Source organism: Gluconobacter sp. ESL1110 (assembly GCF_058107395.1).
The window spans coordinates 119,923-134,762 of record NZ_JBYLUK010000006.1; the positions used below are offsets into that span (position 1 = coordinate 119,923).

The 14,840-nt window shown below is 55.3% G+C and carries 26 protein-coding genes; all 26 read right to left on the minus strand.

What is annotated here, in order from left to right:
* Window positions 1–23: 23 nt before the first annotated feature.
* The 26 genes from AC3B6F_RS03355 to rplD all read right to left on the minus strand — a co-directional run bounded on the left by AC3B6F_RS03355 (window position 24) and on the right by rplD (window position 14,831).
* Entirely contained in the window at window positions 24–1,334 is a 1,311-nt protein-coding gene (locus AC3B6F_RS03355; RefSeq protein WP_489823388.1) for an MFS transporter, read from the minus strand.
* Window positions 1,335–1,674: 340 nt separating this feature from the next.
* Window positions 1,675–2,094, minus strand: coding sequence for a 50S ribosomal protein L17 (gene rplQ, locus AC3B6F_RS03360; protein WP_282858834.1), 420 nt, complete (start codon window positions 2,092–2,094; stop codon window positions 1,675–1,677).
* Between the two features lie 27 nt (window positions 2,095–2,121).
* A complete protein-coding gene (locus AC3B6F_RS03365) occupies window positions 2,122–3,141 on the minus strand; it encodes a DNA-directed RNA polymerase subunit alpha (protein WP_023943111.1) in 1,020 nt (339 codons plus the stop codon).
* Between the two features lie 128 nt (window positions 3,142–3,269).
* Window positions 3,270–3,662: a 30S ribosomal protein S11 gene (gene rpsK, locus AC3B6F_RS03370; RefSeq protein ID WP_007282744.1), complete on the minus strand. Its 393-nt coding sequence runs from the start codon at window positions 3,660–3,662 to the stop codon at window positions 3,270–3,272.
* A gap of 58 nt (window positions 3,663–3,720) precedes the next feature.
* Window positions 3,721–4,098, minus strand: coding sequence for a 30S ribosomal protein S13 (rpsM, locus tag AC3B6F_RS03375; RefSeq protein ID WP_010502104.1), 378 nt, complete (start codon window positions 4,096–4,098; stop codon window positions 3,721–3,723).
* Window positions 4,099–4,316: 218 nt separating this feature from the next.
* Window positions 4,317–4,898 (minus strand): adenylate kinase, encoded by a 582-nt coding sequence (locus AC3B6F_RS03380; RefSeq protein WP_211568489.1) that lies wholly within the window; start codon window positions 4,896–4,898, stop codon window positions 4,317–4,319.
* Window positions 4,895–6,268, minus strand: coding sequence for a preprotein translocase subunit SecY (secY, locus tag AC3B6F_RS03385; protein WP_489823389.1), 1,374 nt, complete (start codon window positions 6,266–6,268; stop codon window positions 4,895–4,897). Before secY ends, AC3B6F_RS03380 begins: the two co-directional genes overlap by 4 nt.
* A 96-nt stretch (window positions 6,269–6,364) precedes the next feature.
* Window positions 6,365–6,850: a 50S ribosomal protein L15 gene (rplO, locus tag AC3B6F_RS03390; protein WP_211568487.1), complete on the minus strand. Its 486-nt coding sequence runs from the start codon at window positions 6,848–6,850 to the stop codon at window positions 6,365–6,367.
* 1 nt (window position 6,851) lies between these two features.
* Window positions 6,852–7,040 (minus strand): 50S ribosomal protein L30, encoded by a 189-nt coding sequence (gene rpmD / locus AC3B6F_RS03395; RefSeq protein ID WP_007282739.1) that lies wholly within the window; start codon window positions 7,038–7,040, stop codon window positions 6,852–6,854.
* On the minus strand, window positions 7,033–7,605 hold the full coding sequence (rpsE, locus tag AC3B6F_RS03400) for a 30S ribosomal protein S5 (protein ID WP_007282738.1): 573 nt from the start codon (window positions 7,603–7,605) through the stop codon (window positions 7,033–7,035). Before rpsE ends, rpmD begins: the two co-directional genes overlap by 8 nt.
* 12 nt (window positions 7,606–7,617) lie before the next feature.
* Window positions 7,618–7,980 carry a 50S ribosomal protein L18 gene (rplR, locus tag AC3B6F_RS03405; RefSeq protein WP_010502109.1) on the minus strand — a complete coding sequence of 121 codons (363 nt, stop codon included), beginning with the start codon at window positions 7,978–7,980 and terminating at the stop codon, window positions 7,618–7,620.
* On the minus strand, window positions 7,980–8,516 hold the full coding sequence (rplF, locus tag AC3B6F_RS03410) for a 50S ribosomal protein L6 (protein WP_010502110.1): 537 nt from the start codon (window positions 8,514–8,516) through the stop codon (window positions 7,980–7,982). Before rplF ends, rplR begins: the two co-directional genes overlap by 1 nt.
* A 10-nt stretch (window positions 8,517–8,526) precedes the next feature.
* Window positions 8,527–8,925, minus strand: a complete 399-nt coding sequence (gene rpsH / locus AC3B6F_RS03415; RefSeq protein WP_010502111.1) for a 30S ribosomal protein S8 — start codon at window positions 8,923–8,925, stop codon at window positions 8,527–8,529.
* 12 nt (window positions 8,926–8,937) lie between these two features.
* Entirely contained in the window at window positions 8,938–9,243 is a 306-nt protein-coding gene (rpsN, locus tag AC3B6F_RS03420) for a 30S ribosomal protein S14 (RefSeq protein ID WP_007282734.1), read from the minus strand.
* Between the two features lie 133 nt (window positions 9,244–9,376).
* A complete protein-coding gene (gene rplE / locus AC3B6F_RS03425; RefSeq protein ID WP_023943122.1) occupies window positions 9,377–9,940 on the minus strand; it encodes a 50S ribosomal protein L5 in 564 nt (187 codons plus the stop codon).
* 11 nt (window positions 9,941–9,951) lie between these two features.
* Window positions 9,952–10,272 carry a 50S ribosomal protein L24 gene (rplX, locus tag AC3B6F_RS03430; protein WP_007282732.1) on the minus strand — a complete coding sequence of 107 codons (321 nt, stop codon included), beginning with the start codon at window positions 10,270–10,272 and terminating at the stop codon, window positions 9,952–9,954.
* Window positions 10,272–10,640 (minus strand): 50S ribosomal protein L14, encoded by a 369-nt coding sequence (gene rplN, locus AC3B6F_RS03435; protein WP_007282731.1) that lies wholly within the window; start codon window positions 10,638–10,640, stop codon window positions 10,272–10,274. The genes rplX and rplN overlap by 1 nt, the downstream gene beginning before the upstream one ends.
* A gap of 12 nt (window positions 10,641–10,652) precedes the next feature.
* On the minus strand, window positions 10,653–10,925 hold the full coding sequence (gene rpsQ, locus AC3B6F_RS03440; RefSeq protein WP_010502113.1) for a 30S ribosomal protein S17: 273 nt from the start codon (window positions 10,923–10,925) through the stop codon (window positions 10,653–10,655).
* 13 nt (window positions 10,926–10,938) lie between these two features.
* Window positions 10,939–11,172, minus strand: a complete 234-nt coding sequence (rpmC, locus tag AC3B6F_RS03445) for a 50S ribosomal protein L29 (RefSeq protein WP_010502114.1) — start codon at window positions 11,170–11,172, stop codon at window positions 10,939–10,941.
* A gap of 1 nt (window position 11,173) precedes the next feature.
* Window positions 11,174–11,590 carry a 50S ribosomal protein L16 gene (gene rplP, locus AC3B6F_RS03450; RefSeq protein ID WP_007282728.1) on the minus strand — a complete coding sequence of 139 codons (417 nt, stop codon included), beginning with the start codon at window positions 11,588–11,590 and terminating at the stop codon, window positions 11,174–11,176.
* A 55-nt stretch (window positions 11,591–11,645) separates the two neighbouring features.
* Window positions 11,646–12,323: a 30S ribosomal protein S3 gene (rpsC, locus tag AC3B6F_RS03455; RefSeq protein WP_007282727.1), complete on the minus strand. Its 678-nt coding sequence runs from the start codon at window positions 12,321–12,323 to the stop codon at window positions 11,646–11,648.
* 3 nt (window positions 12,324–12,326) lie between these two features.
* Window positions 12,327–12,734 carry a 50S ribosomal protein L22 gene (rplV, locus tag AC3B6F_RS03460; RefSeq protein ID WP_010502117.1) on the minus strand — a complete coding sequence of 136 codons (408 nt, stop codon included), beginning with the start codon at window positions 12,732–12,734 and terminating at the stop codon, window positions 12,327–12,329.
* A 2-nt stretch (window positions 12,735–12,736) separates the two neighbouring features.
* Window positions 12,737–13,015 (minus strand): 30S ribosomal protein S19, encoded by a 279-nt coding sequence (gene rpsS, locus AC3B6F_RS03465; RefSeq protein ID WP_007282725.1) that lies wholly within the window; start codon window positions 13,013–13,015, stop codon window positions 12,737–12,739.
* A 16-nt stretch (window positions 13,016–13,031) separates the two neighbouring features.
* A complete protein-coding gene (rplB, locus tag AC3B6F_RS03470; RefSeq protein ID WP_010502120.1) occupies window positions 13,032–13,862 on the minus strand; it encodes a 50S ribosomal protein L2 in 831 nt (276 codons plus the stop codon).
* Between the two features lie 16 nt (window positions 13,863–13,878).
* The gene (locus AC3B6F_RS03475; RefSeq protein WP_010502122.1) at window positions 13,879–14,175 is read right to left on the minus strand and encodes a 50S ribosomal protein L23; all 297 of its coding nucleotides are present in this window, start codon (window positions 14,173–14,175) and stop codon (window positions 13,879–13,881) included.
* Between the two features lie 41 nt (window positions 14,176–14,216).
* Window positions 14,217–14,831: a 50S ribosomal protein L4 gene (gene rplD, locus AC3B6F_RS03480; protein ID WP_023943129.1), complete on the minus strand. Its 615-nt coding sequence runs from the start codon at window positions 14,829–14,831 to the stop codon at window positions 14,217–14,219.
* Window positions 14,832–14,840: the final 9 nt, after the last annotated feature.

Below are 14,840 nucleotides of genomic sequence, written 5' to 3' on the forward strand. Positions count from 1 at the left end.
ACAACAATCTGATGTTGATGACCTCAGTGGCCGACAGCAGTCGTAGCCTCACCACGCGCCGTCGCTTCTTCTGTATACCGTCGCGCCTCAGGAGAAATCTTGAGAGCCAAGGTCATACCAGCTGAAGCAAGATAGATCACGGCGAATGTCCAGATCACATAGCTCATGCCAGAACCAAAGATCGCCCCACATAGGGAGACGATAGCAGGACCGACCCATGTTGACGCGCCCGCACCCAGACCCAGAATGGAAAGCGCAGCGGCTTTTTCACGAGGACAAATCTGCGGCATGAGTCCAGAAAGCGGGACAAACGCAGCCACTGTTGCTCCGTAGAAAATACCTGCAGCAGCAACGGCCCAGAAATTCCCAGGGAACCAGAGCGGAACATAATAGAACAGAGGAATGGCAACAAAGCCACCAATGCCACCGAAAACCGACACAACAAACCGGTGTCCCAAGGTGTCGGCAACCATACCAGACACAAGGTTAAACAGGATGTTGCTCAGGAAGATCAACGAGAGCAGGTTCAGCCATTGTTCAAGCGTGAAGTGTAGCTGATCCACGAAGAACGCTGGCATAATGGCAAGAAAAGCATATTCAGACGAGGTATCAATGATACGAACAATACCCGCAATCGTCGTCTTCGGCTCACGCCACATGATGCTGAGAGAACCGAAAAAAATGTCCTTTGTCGGAATATGATCCGGCAGCAGACGCTTTTTCCCCGTTGGCTCATGTGTAAACAGGAGCGCTACCAGACCACCGATAATGACCAGCCCCAACGAACACCAGAACGTCTTGAGTTCACCAATTTGGGGAATGGTGTAACGAGCGAACTGCGATCCCAGCGTAGGCAGACCCGCAGAAAACGAAAACCAGAACCAACCCGCAGCCGACCCCAGCATGGCCGCAGGCGTGGCAGCCGCGATCCAAACCAGAAAACCATACGCGAATAGCGGATAGGCAAACCCACGCAACGTATAGAAAAGAAGGATCATAGGGCCATTGTTCGGACCCAGACCGAATGTCAGAAAGCCAACTTCCAGAATGGCCCACAGAATCAGACCCAGCCACATGACTTTCTTCGGGCCCATCAGATCAGACAGCGGACCTGAAAACCACGCTGCAATCATGACCGTGATGCCGTAAAAAGTGAAGAGTTCGTTGACGAAGCCTTGGGAATGACCGTGATGCAGCATGTAAGTGTCAAGATAACCGGCTTCAACACCGTCCCCGACCATGAATAGAAGCTGACCAACAAAAGCCCAGAAAAGGGCGCGTGGGATGCCAAGAATTTCCGCTAGCCCGCGTTTTGGTGCGGCTGTTTCGGACATGTTTGCTCTCCAGGCGTAGGCGCGTCACGAACCTGCTTCGACCTCATTGCCGAAACAGATATGGGATGCGTCGTTGCGGGCCCTACGAGAGTGCTCGGACCCGTTTCTCAAAATGATGCAGGATGAAAGACGCAGACAGATTGCCTGCGTTCAGAAAAAAGATGCCCTCCCCATCCAAACGAATGGAGGAAAAAAGCCGGTTGCGAAGAACCGGAAGGGAATCGTCCTGCAAGAGATATGACAGAAAGTACACATTCAGTTCAGAAATGTGAACCGAAGAATAAAAAAAAGCCGGTGCATCACTGCACCGGCTTTTTCAGGTTTCCTAAAAAGGAAAACCTCAGGCAGCTGCCTGCTCTTCTGCAACCGGCTTCGGACCACTGTCCTGACCCTTGGCATCAACATCGCGTTCAACGAGTTCGATGACAGCCATGTCAGCGTTGTCGCCGTAACGAACGCCAGCCTTCAGCACGCGGGAATAACCGCCAGCGCGTGCCTTATAACGCTCAGCAACGGTGCTGAAGAGCTTGCTGACAACAGCCTCATCACGCAGCTGCGCGAAAGCCTGACGACGAGCGTGCAGGTTACCGCGCTTGCCGAGTGTGATCAGCTTTTCAACAACCGGGCGAAGTTCCTTCGCCTTCGGCAGCGTCGTCGTGATCTGCTCGTGCTTGATGAGTGCGACAGCCATGTTGCGGAACATGGCAGCGCGGTGAGAAGAGGTGACATTGAGCTTACGCCCACTCACACCATGACGCATTGCTAGTTTTCCTTACCTTAGAAGTTCTCAAAACGTCTCATCGAGACGCTTGGCCAGATCCTCGATGTTCTCGGGCGGCCAGGCCGGGACGCTCATGCCGAGCGACAGCCCCATACCGGTGAGAACTTCCTTGATCTCGTTGAGCGACTTACGCCCGAAGTTCGGCGTACGGAGCATTTCCTGTTCGGACTTCTGCACCAGATCGCCGATATAAACAATGTTGTCGTTCTTGAGACAGTTGGCGCTACGCACCGAAAGCTCAAGCTCGTCAACCTTGCGAAGAAGATTACGGTTGAACGGCAGGTCATCCTGCGGCTCTTCATGCTGGACCGGGCGCGGCTCATCAAAGTTAATGAACAGCTGAAGCTGATCCTGAAGAATACGCGCAGCAAGAGCCAGACTATCTTCTGGCGTTACAGCACCATTCGTTTCCACCGTCAGCAGCAGCTTGTCATAGTCAGTGACCTGACCAACACGGGTCTGCTCGACCTTGTAAGACACGCGACGAACCGGCGAGTAGATGGCATCAATCGGGATCATACCGATCGGTGCGTCTTCCGGACGATTTGCAGCGGCTGCAACATAACCTTTGCCCATGTTGACGGTGAACTCCATTCCGAGCTTCACACCATCATCAAGAGTGCAGATTACAAGGTCAGGATTCATGATCTCAATGTCATGACCAGCCTGAATCTGCCCAGCCGTCACTTCTCCCGGACCAGTTGCCGTGAGAATCATGCGCTTCGGGCCTTCACCATGCATACGAAGTGCGAGCTGCTTAACGTTCAGGACGATGTCCGTCACGTCTTCGCGCACACCTGGGACTGCAGAGAACTCGTGCAGAACACCATCAATCTGGATGGCGGTAACTGCTGCGCCCTGAAGGGAAGACAGAAGAATACGACGCAGCGCATTGCCGAGCGTCATACCGAAACCGCGCTCCAGCGGCTCCGCCACGACGGTGGCGACGCGTGAGGCAACCGGGCCGGGCTCGACTTCAAGCTTCTCCGGCTTGATGAGGGACTGCCAGTTTTTCTGGAGAACCAAGGTCGTGGCCTTTCAAACAACGAAGCCCGCCAACAAAATTGGCGGCACCTGGCCCGCACGGATCGTGCGGTAGAAGATGCAATCACTACAAGTGCCACATACCCACCGGGTAAGTGGCACTGCATCACTCAGACGCGACGACGCTTCCGCGGACGGCAGCCGTTGTGCGGCACAGGCGTCATGTCACGGATGGACGTAATGGTGAAGCCGACAGCCTGCAGCGCACGAAGAGCACTTTCACGCCCCGAACCCGGACCAGACACTTCGATCTCAAGCGTTTCCATACCGTGTTCGCGAGCCTTGCGGCCTGCGTCTTCAGCTGCAACCTGAGCAGCATACGGCGTGGATTTACGCGAGCCCTTGAAGCCCTGTGCGCCCGAGGAGGACCATGCAATTGCATTACCCTGCGCGTCGGAGATCGTGATCATGGTGTTGTTGAACGTGGAAAGCACGTGAGCAACGCCAGAGATGATATTCTTGCGCTCTTTCTTGCGAATGCGCGGTGCTGCGGCCTTAGCCATAAGAGAGGTCGTCCTAAAAGTTCAGTAGAAGCGTCAGAGTGAAGCCGTCAGGCGCGAATTAGCGCGTGACCTTCTTCTTGCCAGCAATCGCAACAGCCTTACCCTTACGGGTACGGGCATTTGTGTGCGTACGCTGACCGCGGACCGGAAGACCGCGACGATGACGCAGACCGCGGTAGCAGCCCAGATCCATCAGACGCTTGATGTTCATGGCTGTCTCACGACGCAGATCACCTTCGACGCGATATTCGCCATCGATCAGTTCACGGACCTTTACGATCTCGTCGTCAGACAGTTCGTTTACGCGCTTCGCATCGGGGATTCCGAGCTTGCTGCAGATTGCCTGTGCCGTCGACGGGCCAATGCCGTAGACATAGCGCAGGGCGATGACCACCCGCTTGTTGGTCGGAATGTTTACGCCGGCAATACGTGCCACGCCAATTCTCCCATCGACGCAGCCTTCAAGGCCGCGTCAGCCTGTTTCATGCCCGGCCGAAACCGGATCGATTGCATCGCAGCTGACGTCAGTCCCAGTCCGATTCCGGAACCCAGGCCGCACTCACGCTGCAGATATGTCGAGGGCGCGCAATATACCGGGCACCCCCCTTGAGTCAAATCAGAATGATCACTTTTGCGTGATCATTGGTTATTCAATCAATTTTTCTTCGTTTTTCCGAGGATCGCATCGATTTCAGCACCAACTTCATCGACACCCAGCATCCCATCCACACGCTTTAGACGTCCAGCCTTCTCATAATATGGAAGGATCGGAGCAGTCTGACGACGATAAATATCAAGCCTTGATCGAACAACGTCCGGATTATCATCCGGGCGGCGCGTACCGTCCTCAGCAGTCCGGGAAGCGATCCGCTCTACCAACTGGTCCTCAGCAACATCCAAAAGAATGACGGCGTCAATTTTCAGCCCATCCGTACCGAGCATGGCATCAAGTGCTTCTGCCTGGCTTTCAGTGCGCGGAAACCCATCCAGAATGAAGCCTTGTGAGCAATCCGGCTGTGCAATACGACCTTGGATCATCTTGACCATAATCGGGTCGGGAAGAAACTCTCCCCGCGCCATAATCGCTTTTGCTTCTTGCCCAATCGGCGTTCCCGCAGCAACTTCAGCACGAAGCATATCTCCAGTAGAGATTTGCTTCAGACCGTATAGCTGCTCCAGACGCTTTGCTTGAGTTCCCTTCCCTGCACCAGGAGGGCCTAGAAGAATGATATTCATCGACGCTTGTTTCCCCCTGGACCAGAACTTCTAGATCCACGACTGCGCTGCTTACGGATCAATCCCTGATACTGATGTGCTACCAGATGAGACTGGACCTGTGTCACCGTATCAATCGTAACCGACACGATAATGATCAAGCTTGTCCCACCGAAATAAAATGGCACGTTATACTTGCTGATCAGAATCTGCGGCAAAAGGCAGACAACGACGAGGTAAAGTGCGCCGATAGTCGTCAATCGGGACAGAATGCGATCGAAATAGGATGCAGTACTTGCCCCAGGACGGATACCGGGAATGAAACCACCCTGTTTGCGCAGATTTTCGGCCGTTTCTTCAGGATTGAACGTCACAGCGGCATAAAAATACGAGAAAAACAGAATCATTGCTGCGTAGAACAGCATGTAAAGCGGCTGTCCCTGCCCAAGCTGCTGCCCGAGAACAGAAAGCCAGCCCGGCATATTATGGCCGTTCATAAACCCTGAGATCGTCACTGGGATCAGCAGTACCGAAGAGGCAAAAATCGGCGGAATGACGCCTGCAGTATTCACCTTCAGCGGCATATGCGTGGAATCCCCACCGAACATGCGATTGCCGATCTGACGCTTCGGGTACTGAATAACAACCCGACGCTGTGCCTGCTCCATGAACACGATGAACGCTATGGTCGCAATCGCGAGCACAAGGAAAATCATAACAAAGATCGGTGACAGCGCGCCTGTCCGACCAAGCTCAAAAAGGCTGGCCAGAGCGTGCGGCAGGTTTGCGACAATGCCTGCGAAGATGATCAACGAGATACCGTTGCCAACCCCACGAGACGTGATCTGCTCACCGAGCCACATCAGGAACATCGTCCCACCCACCAGCGTAACAATACAGGAGGCGATAAAGAACATTCCAGGCATAACCACAGCGCTGGCGCCGTGAGACGTCATGTTTTCCAGTCCGACGGCGATGCCATAGGCTTGGAACAGCGCAATGAAAACCGTGAGATAGCGCGTATACTGGTTAAGCTTCTTACGACCAGCCTCACCTTCCTTCTTCATGGCTTCCATAGACGGAAGTGCCGTTGAAAGAAGCTGGATGATAATGGAGGCACTGATGTAAGGCATGATGTTCAGGGCGAACACAGTCATGCGTCCGAGAGCGCCACCCGTGAACATGTCAAACATGCCCAGAATGCCACCCTGATGCTGTGCCAGCAGCTGACCCATCACCGTTGCATCAACACCAGGAACAGGAATGTATGTTCCCAGCCGGTAAACGATAAGGGCCAGAAGCGTAAACCAGATACGCTTCTTGAGTTCAGTCGCCTTGGCAAAGGAACTCATATTGAGATTGGCGGCGAGCTGCTCTGCTGCGGAAGCCATCCACCTGTCCTTTCATGAAAACAGCGTCGCCGCACATCTGCACGGGACGCTGTTCACTATCTAACCATACCCCGGATAAATCCGGGAGAGGAGAACTCAGGCCTCAGCCTGAACTTCCTTCTTCGGTGCAAGCACCTTTACGGAGCCACCAGCCTTCTCAACAGCAGCAAGAGCTGCTGCGGAAGCGCCGTCAACTTCAATGGTCAGACCATGCGTAAGTTCACCCTTCGCAAGAAGGCGAACACCATGGGTCTTGCCGTTGACAAGACCTGCAGCGCGCAGAGTAGCTTCCGTCACAGGAGCAGCCTTATCCAGCTTACCTGCCTCGATAGCCTTCGAAATAGCACCAAGGTTCACCGGAGCATATTCCTTGCGGAAGATGTTCACGAAGCCACGCTTGGGCATACGGCGATACAGCGGGAGCTGACCACCTTCGAAGCCATTGAGGGAAACGCCCTCACGAGCCTTCTGACCCTTAACACCGCGTCCGGAGGTCTTACCCTTGCCGGAACCGATGCCACGTCCAAGACGCTTCTTGCGATAACGAGAACCCTCGTTATCGCGGAGTTCGTTAAGGTTCATTTCAACCCTCCACCTTGATGAGGTGGGCAACCTTGCGGATCATTCCACGTACGGCAGCAGTATCTTCGAGCGTACGGGTGGAACCGATACCGCGCAGACCGAGACCAACAATGGTCTCTGCCTGGCCCGGTTTGCGACCAATGACAGAAGCGATCTGCGTCACCTGAACGGTCTTACCGTTTTCAGACATTTGCAGCCTCCTCAGTCTGGGCCTGCTCACGCTTGCCAAAAAGCTCAGCAGCCTTCTTGCCACGACGCGAAGCGACGTTACGTGGGCTGCTTGCCTTTTCAAGGGCAGCAAAAGTAGCCTTGATCATATTATGCGGGTTACGCGTTCCGAGGCTCTTGGCGACAACGTCGTTAACGCCCAGGCTCTCGAAAACCGCACGCATCGGACCACCAGCGATGATACCCGTACCAGCTTCAGCCGCACGGACAACAACCTTACCAGCGCCGTAATGACCGAACGTATCATGATGGAGGGTACGACCTTCCTTCATCGGTACGCGGATCATTGTGCGCTTTGCACGCTCAGTTGCCTTACGAATGGCTTCCGGAACTTCACGGGCCTTACCTGCACCGTAACCAACGCGTCCCTTCTGATCGCCAACGACAACCAGCGCTGCAAAAGCAAAGCGACGGCCACCCTTAACAACCTTGGCAACACGGTTGATGGTTACAAGCTTGTCGACCAGATCGTCGCCCTGCTCGCGCTCACGACCACCACGGCCGCCTTCTCTTGGCTCACGTGCCATGTGTGATCCTCCTTAGAACGAGAGCCCGCCCTCGCGGGCAGCCTCTGCCAGGGCCTTGACCCGACCATGATAGACATAGGCGCCGCGATCGAACACGACGGCTGTTACACCAGCTGCCAAGCCACGTTCTGCGATCAGCTTGCCGATCACTGAAGCTGCATCCACGTTGGCACCGGTGTTGCCACTGCCGCGAAGCTCTTTTTCCAGCGTTGAAGCGCTGGCGAGCGTACGACCCTGTGCATCGTCGATGATCTGGGCGTGAATGTGCTTGCTGGAACGGAAGACCGACAAACGCGGCCGGCCGCCGCTCTTGCGACGAAGCTGGAAACGCAGCCGCTGACGGCGACGTTCCTGCAATCCTTGCTGCGATGCCATTACTTCTTCTTACCTTCCTTGCGACGCAGAACTTCCGTCTCGTAACGGACGCCCTTGCCCTTGTAAGGCTCAGGCTTACGGAAGCTGCGAATATCGAGAGCAACCTGACCAACGCGCTGCTTGTCGTGACCTTCAACGACAATAGCGGTTGGGCGCGGCGTTGTGATCTTGATACCGGCCGGGATGGGATAAACGACATCGTGCGAGAAGCCGAGGTTCATCACCAGATTAGAGCCCTGAACAGCAGCACGGAAACCCGTACCCTGAATTTCAAGCCCCTTGGTGAAGCCAACAGACACACCCTTGACCATGTTAGCGATCAGAGCGCGGGTTGTTCCCCACATCGTCCAGTTATCACGGGAACGACGACCAACCGGAGCAACTGCAACAGAGTTAGCTTCAATGGTCACGTCCACATGACGGGAAACCGGAAAGCTCAGTTCACCCAGCTTGCCTTTGGCGGTGAAAACACCGTCAACAACAGCAACCTGAACGCCTGCCGGAACTTCTACAGGATATTTACCTACGCGAGACATGCGACCCTCCTCAGAAGACGCGGCAGAGAACCTCGCCGCCAACATTGGCAGCGCGGGCCTCGACGTCCGAAAGGACGCCACGCGGGGTGGACAGGATCGACACACCAAGGCCGGCATAAACGCGCGGAAGTTCCTTGATCTTCGAATAGACACGACGGCCAGGCTTGGAAACCCTGTGGATTTCCTTGATGACCGGCTGTCCTTCAACGTACTTCAGCTCGATACGGAGCTGGGATACGCCCTTGCGGACTTCTTCCGTGGAGAAACCACGGATGTAACCTTCACGCTTCAGAGCCTCAAGCACGTTCGTGCGAAGCTTGGAAGCAGGCGCAACGCATGCAGCATGACGGGCACGCTGAGCATTACGGATCCGGGTAAGCATATCACCCAGTGGATCAGACAACGACATTCGATCTATCCCTTACCAGCTCGACTTGACCATGCCAGGAATCTGGCCGGCAGACGCAAGATCACGCAGAGCGATACGGCACAGCTCGAACTTACGATAGTTAGCACGGGGACGACCGGTCAGCTTGCAACGAAGACGAACACGCGTTGCGGATCCGTTACGTGGCATCTGTGCCAGCTTAAGAGTCGCTTCAAATCGGTCTTCAACCGAAAGGGAACGATCCTTGATGATGTTTTTAAGAGCGGTCCGCTTTTCCTTGTCGCGCTTCGCAAGAGCTGCGCGATGGTTATTACGGTTAACCGCTGAGATCTTCGCCATCTCGAATTTTCTCCCGGAACCTGTCAGGCCTATCCCGACGGTTTTCCAATCAGCGTGTCTATAAAGGAAAGCGGCCTCCCAATGGAAGGCCGAATCCTTATTTTAGTCGCGATCGGTCTGAAAAATTACCTGATCAACCTGCGAATGGCAGATCGAAGGCCTTTAGCAGAGCCTTTGCTTCGGCATCGGTCTTTGCAGTGGTCACGAAAATAATGTCCATGCCGCGAACAGCATCGATCTTGTCATATTCGATTTCCGGGAAAACAATCTGCTCCTTGATACCCATGGCAAAGTTGCCACGGCCATCAAAGCCCTTGTTTGCCGGAAGGCCACGGAAGTCACGAATGCGAGGCATAGCGATCGTCACGAGACGGTCAAGGAACTCATACATACGCTGACGACGCAGAGTAACCTTACAACCGATCGGAAGACCTTCACGGATCTTGAAGCCAGCAATAGCTTTGCGAGCAAGCGTCTTTACAGGCTTCTGACCTGAAATAGCTGCCATTTCAGCAACAGCTGCATCCAGCTTCTTCTGATCGCCAGCAGCCTCACCGACACCCATGTTCAGCACGATCTTCTCGAGCTTGGGAACCTGCATCGGGTTTGCGTAGCCAAACTGTTCCTGAAGCTGCTTACGAAGAAGCTCTTCGTAACGCTGCTGCATACGCGGCAAAGCGGTGTTGTTATCGCTCATTTTTGCGTTCCTCAGCCTTCGATCACTTCGCCGGTTGCCTTGGCAACACGAACCTTGCGACCGTCTTCAAGAACACGGAAACCAACACGCGTCGGCTTGCCACTCTTGGGATCAACCAGCTTCAGGTTGGAAAGATGGATCGGCATTTCGCGCTCGATGATTCCACCTTCTCCACCCATACGGTTGGGCTTCGTATGACGCTTAGCAACAGCCACACCACGCACGACAGCTTTTTCAGCTTTTGGCATGACGGCAAGAACTTCGCCACGAACGCCCCGGGACTTCCCGGAGAGAACGAGGACTTGATCGCCCTTTTTAATACGTGCAGCCATTACAGGACCTCCGGCGCCAGGGAGATGATCTTCATGAACTTGCGAGCACGCAGTTCACGAACGACCGGGCCAAAGATACGCGTGCCAATTGGCTCCTGCTGCTTGTTGATAAGCACAGCAGCATTCTTGTCAAAACGGATCGCAGACCCGTCTGCACGACGCACCGGGTAGGACGTACGAACGATAACGGCCTGATGGACGTCACCCTTCTTCACCTTACCACGGGGAATGGCTTCCTTTACGGATACGACAATGATGTCGCCGACCGAGGCAGTCTTCCGCTTGGAGCCGCCCAGCACCTTGATGCACTGCACCCGACGCGCACCGGAATTGTCGGCGACGTCAAGGTTGGTCTCGGGATGAATCATGTGCCTACCCCCTTATGCGCTGACGGAAGAGGAAGCCGAAGCCATGTCCTCTCCGTTGCGTGCGACGACAGACCAAGTCTTGCGCTTGGAGATCGGAGCGCATTCTTCAATGCGAACCAGGTCACCAATCTGGCAGACGTTGGCTTCATCATGGGCCGCATACTTCTTGGAGCGGCGGATGAACTTCTTATAGAGCGGGTGCATAATACGACGATCGACAAGAACGGTAACCGTCTTGTCCATCTTGTCGCTCGTTACCCGCCCTGTCAGGACGCGCCTTGGCATCGTCCGTCTCCTCTCAGGACTTTGCGGCGGACGTTTGGGCGCCCGCACGGTTCTTCGATTGGTGAGCCAGCGTCTTGATGCGTGCGACGGCACGACGCACGACCTTAACGCGGCTGGTGTTTTCCGACTGCCCCGTGGCAGCCGCAAAACGGTGGTTGATCTGTTCACGCTTCAGGTCGATGAGCAGAGCATTCAGCTCGTCCTCGCTCTTCGCGCGCAGATCTGCAGGCTTGTACGTGTCGGCCATCTTACGCGTCTCCGATACGCTGAACGAACTTGGTCTTGATCGGAAGCTTTGCAGCTCCCAAGCTCAGTGCCAAGCGGGCGACTTCCGGCGGAACGCCTTCAATCTCGAACAGGATACGACCTGGCTTGACACGAGCTGCCCAGTACTCTGGGGAACCCTTGCCGGAGCCCATACGCACTTCTGCAGGCTTTGTCGAGACCGGAAGGTCCGGAAAAATACGAATCCACACGCGACCGGCACGCTTCATCGCACGAGTAATAGCACGACGGGACGCTTCGATCTGACGGGCTGTGATCCGCTCTGGCTCAAGAGCCTTCAGACCATATGCACCGAAGTTCAGCTGCGTTCCGCTCTTCGCCAGGCCGTGGATACGGCCCTTGTGGGCTTTACGAAACTTTGTCCGCTTTGGGGAAAGCATGTTGTTAAATCCTCAATCAGCACCAGCAATGGAGCTGTAGGCTTGCGCCTACAGTTCAACGTTGCGGAGCCTGCTCCGCGGCACGACGGTCCTGTGCCAGGGGGTCATGAGCCAGGATCTCACCCTTGAAGATCCAGACCTTCACGCCGCAGGTTCCATAAGTCGTCTTGGCCGTCGCCGTGCCATAGTCGATATCAGCGCGAAGCGTATGCAGCGGCACACGTCCCTCACGATACTTCTCGTCACGTGCGATTTCGGCCCCACCCAGACGTCCGCTGCAAGTAATACGGATGCCCTGGGCGCCCAGACGCATTGCAGACTGGATTGCGCGCTTCATGGCGCGACGGAAAGCAACACGACGTTCCAGCTGCTGAGCGATGTTCTCAGCCACTAGCGTTGCATCAATTTCCGGCTTGCGGATCTCAACGATGTTCAGCGCTACGTCGGTCTTCGCCATACGGCTCAGTTCCTTACGCAGTGCGTCGATGTCTTGACCCTTTTTGCCGATCACGACGCCCGGACGGGCAGCGTAGATCGTCACGCGAGGCTTCTTGGCAGGACGCTCAATAACGACGCGGGAAACGCCGGCACCCGAGAGCTTACGACGCAGGAATGCACGAAGCTTCAGGTCTTCATGAAGAAGACGAGAATAATCTGCACCTGCGTACCAGCGGCTGTCCCAGGTACGGTTTACACCGAGCCGAAGCCCGATTGGATTGACCTTATGTCCCATGGATCAAGCTGCCTTCTGCTCTTCGTTCGTTTCCGAGACTTCTGCAGCTTCGGCAACAACAATCTTCAGGTGGCTGAAGAACTTCTCAACGCGAGCCGAGCGACCACGGCCACGGGCGTGAAAACGCTTCATGACAATGGACTTGCCGACTTCGGCTGTCTTCACAACCAAACGGTCAACGTCCAGCTGATGATTGTTCTCAGCGTTGGCCACGGCGCTCTCAAGAGTCTTCTTGACCTGCTGCGCGATACGACGACGCGAGAAGGTCAGAGCGGCAATAGCCTTGTCAGCTGGCTGGTTACGGATCATGGCCGCAACCAAGTTCAGCTTACGCGGGCTAACACGGATATTGCGCGTGATTGCCTGCGCTTCCGTATCAGCGAGCGTGCGGATGTGCTTCGGCTTGCTCATTTTCAGCCCCGCTTCGACTTCTTGTCAGAGCCATGACCGGTGTAGGTCCGTGTCGGTGAGAATTCACCGAACTTATGACCGACCATGTTCTCCGTGACCTGCACAGGCAGGAACTTGTGACCATTATAAACGCCGAACGTAAGCCCGACGAACTGCGGCAGGATCGTGGAACGACGCGACCAGATCTTGATCACTTCATTACGACCAGAAGCACGAGCTGCTTCTGCCTTGCCGAACAGATACCCGTCAACGAACGGGCCCTTCCAGACGGAACGTGCCATCTCTGTTTGCCCCCTCTTACTTGCCGGACTTACGGCGACGGATGATCAGGCTATCCGTCTTCTTGTTAACACGCGTCTTGTAACCCTTCGTCGGAACGCCCCACGGCGTAACCGGATGACGGCCACCAGAGGTACGACCTTCACCACCACCATGCGGGTGATCGACCGGATTCATGACAACACCACGGTTGTGCGGACGACGTCCGAGCCAGCGGGAACGTCCAGCCTTACCCATGTGCTGGTTCATGTTGTCTGGATTAGAGACAGCACCAACCGTTGCCATGCATTCGCCGCGGACAAGACGCAGTTCACCGGACTGCAGCTTGATCTGAGCGTAACCGGCATCTTTACCGACCAGCTGTGCATACGTTCCAGCAGAACGGGCCAGCTTGCCACCAGCGCCAGGCTTCAGTTCAATGTTGTGCACGATCGTACCGACCGGCATCGCACCGAGGGACATCGCATTGCCTGGCTTCACGTCAGTGTGCGCACCAGAGATAACGCGGTCACCAGCCTTGATACGCTGCGGAGCCAGAATGTAGGCCAGCTCGCCGTCATCATACTTGATCAGTGCGATGAAAGCCGTACGGTTCGGATCGTACTCAAGACGCTCGACCGTTGCACCAACATCAAACTTGCGACGCTTGAAATCGACATAACGATAGGACTGCTTGTGCCCGCCTCCACGGAAACGAACTGTCGTACGACCGTGATTATTACGGCCGCCAGACTTGTTCTTACCTTCCGTCAGCTGCTTGACCGGCTTGCCCTTCCAGAGCTCGCTACGATCAATCAGCACGGTGCCGCGTGTGCTCGGCGTCGTGGGATTAAAGTGCTTTAGTGCCATGGTTGATTACCCCGCGTCAGCCCAGCTTCGCTGTAAGGTCAATGGACTGACCTTCTGCAAGCTGCACATACGCCTTCTTGATGTCAGAGCGGCGACCAGGACGACCCTTGACGCGCTTCGTCTTACCCTTCTGGACCAGCGTATTCACACCGGTAACCTTAACATTGAAGAGCTTCTCGACAGCGGCCTTGATCTGCGGCTTGGTTGCAGTCGTGGCGACCTTGAAAACAACCTGATTACGCTCGGAAAGAAGCGTAGCCTTTTCCGTGATCAGCGGCGAACGGACCACATCGTACAGAGCTTCCTGAGACATGTTCTCAGCAGTCTTACGTGCGTTCATGACGATAGACAGGGTCATGCCAGGCGCTCCTTAAGACCCTCAAGACCTGCGCGGGTAATAACCAGCACATCATGGTTGAGGATGTCATAGACGTTCGCACCGATTGTCGGCAGCACATCGATCTTCGGCAGATTAGCAACTGCACGAGCAAACTGCTCATCAACTGCGCCATCGACGATCAGAGCGGACGACCAGCCAAGTGCCTTCAGCTTTGCAGCAGCTTCACGCGTCTTGCTGACGCCGTTTGCTGTATCAAGCACAACCAGCTTGCCATCGGCGGCTTTCTGCGAAAGAGCAGAAATCAGACCCAGACGACGGACCTTCTTAGGAAGGTCATAGCCATGATCGCGCACAACCGGACCATGTACAACACCACCCGTACGGAACTGCGGAGCACGCAGCGAACCCTGACGAGCAGAACCCGTACCCTTCTGACGGAAAGGCTTCTTGGTTGTACCGGAGATCTCACCCATGCCCTTGGTGCGATGCGTACCAGCGCGGCGCTTTGCCAGCTGCCAGTGAACAACACGCGCCATGATGTCAGCACGCGGAGAAACCGCGAAAATCTCTTCTGGAAGCGCGACTGAGCCTGCGCTGCCATTATCGAGGGTTTTGATATCGTATTCCATGCCCCTCGC